This is a genomic window from Nocardia sp. NPDC058497, from assembly GCF_042720195.1.
Taxonomy (GTDB): Bacteria; Actinomycetota; Actinomycetes; order Mycobacteriales; family Mycobacteriaceae; genus Nocardia.
The window spans coordinates 1-2,433 of sequence record NZ_JBHXMY010000751.1 but is presented as its reverse complement, the minus strand read 5'-3'; the positions used below and the strand labels follow the sequence as shown (position 1 = coordinate 2,433).

Below are 2,433 nucleotides of genomic sequence, written 5' to 3'. Positions count from 1 at the left end.
CGGGTGCGGGGCGCGGGGGGGGGCGCCGCCCGCGTCGTGCGCCGCTCCCCCCGCCTCCTCGCGCCCCGGCCGGGGGGGCCCCTGGGTGGGGGGGGGGGGCGCCGCCCCCCCCCCCCCCATCGCCGGGGGCTCAAGGGGTGACGATCGGGAAGTTCGGGTCGGGGTCGTCCAGGAGGGCGAACAGGCGTTGGAGGACGGTGGGGTCGCCGGTGTGGTCGATGCCGTCGATGCCCTTGCCCGCGAGGATGCCGAGCAGCAGTGGTTTGGTGAGGTTCAGGGTGAGGTCGATGTCGGCCTTCGAGCGCGGGTCCGTCGTGCGGATCAGGACACCGTTGGACAGGGTGAGGCGCATGACGCTGTCCAAGTCGGAGAAGTGCCACTCGATCCGGAACGAATCCTGCGCCGCGCGTGGGCCGTTGACCCGGATCGCGATGGTGTCGAACAGCTGGTCCACTGACAGCGCGGCGGCCATGCCGCCACCGAGGTTCAGTACGGTCGGCTGGATGCCGTTGCGGAGCTCTCCGTCACCGGTGAGGTAGAAGCAGCGCCAGGTGGCGTTCTCCGCGCCGAACCCTAGCTTCTGATATGTCTGCGCGAGCGCTGCTTTCGCGTCCGCGTTGTCCGGCGCCGCGAACACCGCGTGCTTGAGCAGCTCGGCGGCGAAGCGCAGGTCGTCCGCGTCGGCGTAGGCGCGGCCCTTCTCGATCACCGCATCGATCCCGCCGATGGTCTCCACATAGCGGACCGCCTTCTGCTGCGCCGGCCACTCCCACAGCGAACTCGGGTTGCCGTCGAACCAGCCGAGATACCGCTGGTAGATGGCCTTCACATTGTGGCTGACGGACCCGTAGTAGCCGCGCGCGCTCCACGCGTCGGCAAGGCCGGCGGGCAACTCTATGGCTTCGGCGATCTCCGGGCCGTTGAGTCCCTCGTTCATCATCCGCAGCGTCTGGTCGTGCAGATACATGTAGAGATCGCGCTGCACCGACAGGAACGCGACGATGTTGTCGGCGCCCCAGGTCGGCCAGTGGTGCGAGGCGAACGCGACATCGGCGTCGATGGCGAACATCTCGATCGCCTCGTCGATGTAGTGAGACCAGATGCGCGGGTCGCGGACCTGCGCACCGCGCAAGGTCAGCAGGTTGTGCAGGTTGTGGGTCGCGTTCTCGGCCAGGCAGAGCGCACGGTGCCGTGGGAAATAGAAGTTCATCTCCGACGGCGCCTCGGTGCCCGGCGTCATCTGGAACACGATCGGGACGCCGTCGACGGTCTCCTGCTGGCCGGTGTGGGTGATGTCGACCGTGGGCGGGATCAGGCCGAAGGTGCCGCTCGAAGTCTGGATTCCCAGGCCGGTGCTGCACTGACCGTGCGGTCCCGGCGTCATCCCGACGCCGTACATGTAGGTGCCGCGCCGGGCCATAGCCACGCCCGCGTAGACGTTCTCCGAGACGGCTTCGGCCATGAACCCCTCCGGCGCCAGGATCGGGAGGTCGCCGCGCCCGTCGGGCAGGACACCGTCGACGCCGCCGAAATGGTCACCATGGGAATGGGTGTAGATGACGGCGGTGACGGGCCGGTCGCCGCGCTCGTCGCGATACAGCTTCAGCCCCGCCGCGGCGCACTCGGCGGAGATGAGCGGGTCGATCACGATGATGCCGGTGTCGCCCTCGACGATCGTCATGTTGGAGATGTCGAAACCGCGGATCTGAAAGATGCCGTCGACAACCTTGTACAGGCCGTTCTTTACACACAGCTGGGCCTGGCGGAACAGGCTCGGATTGATCGTGTCCGGGCAGGGGCGGTCGAGGAAGTCATAGCCGGAGGTGTCGAAGACAACCGTGCCGTCGGCCTTGGTAATCCGCATCGGCGTCAACGTCGCGATAAACCCGCGATCGGCGTTCTCGAAGTCGGTGCGATCGTCGTAGTCCAGTGCCATCGGATATCGCTCCTCAGCTCGGGTCGGTACGTCTACCCGATGCTCGGCGATCCGTCTGGTTCCCGCCTCACCCACTTGGGGTGATTTGCACCTGGACCCGCGCACCGCCTAAGTCACGTTGACGATGCCCCTGATCGTGAACAGGGCGCCGAACAGGTTGGGGTTGACGATCGCCAGCACCAGACCGGCCGCGAACGCTGTGCGTGGGCCGGCCGATTCGAGTTCGGTGAGGAGTTTCGGCGCGGGCGCATCCGGGCCAGGGCGGTGCACGATGACGCGGGCGGCCGCGGCCAGGAACACCAGGCCGACCACCAGACCCGCCCAGTGCGACACGGTCTTCGACGTCGACCCGGGGTCGGAGGCACCGCCGAGCAGGGCCGTCACGCCGACCTGGAGGTAGACGAGCGCGCACCCCCCCCCCCACCCCCCCCCCGGCGCGAGCGGGCGCCGCGCATTGAGCACCCCCCCCCCCCCCCCCCTACCGGCCGGGGGGGGCA

Annotated in this window: 2 protein-coding genes; both read right to left on the bottom strand. The window is 68.7% G+C overall.

Translation table 11 applies throughout. The features are described 5' to 3' along the window. Positions 1 to 130: 130 nt before the first annotated feature. Positions 131 to 1,936 (bottom strand): alkyl/aryl-sulfatase, encoded by a 1,806-nt coding sequence (locus ACFWPJ_RS30440; RefSeq protein ID WP_378856600.1) that lies wholly within the window; start codon positions 1,934 to 1,936, stop codon positions 131 to 133. A gap of 108 nt (positions 1,937 to 2,044) precedes the next feature. Further along, a partial coding sequence (locus tag ACFWPJ_RS30435) for a GAP family protein (RefSeq protein ID WP_378856598.1) occupies positions 2,045 to 2,433 on the bottom strand: 389 nt, incomplete at its 5' end.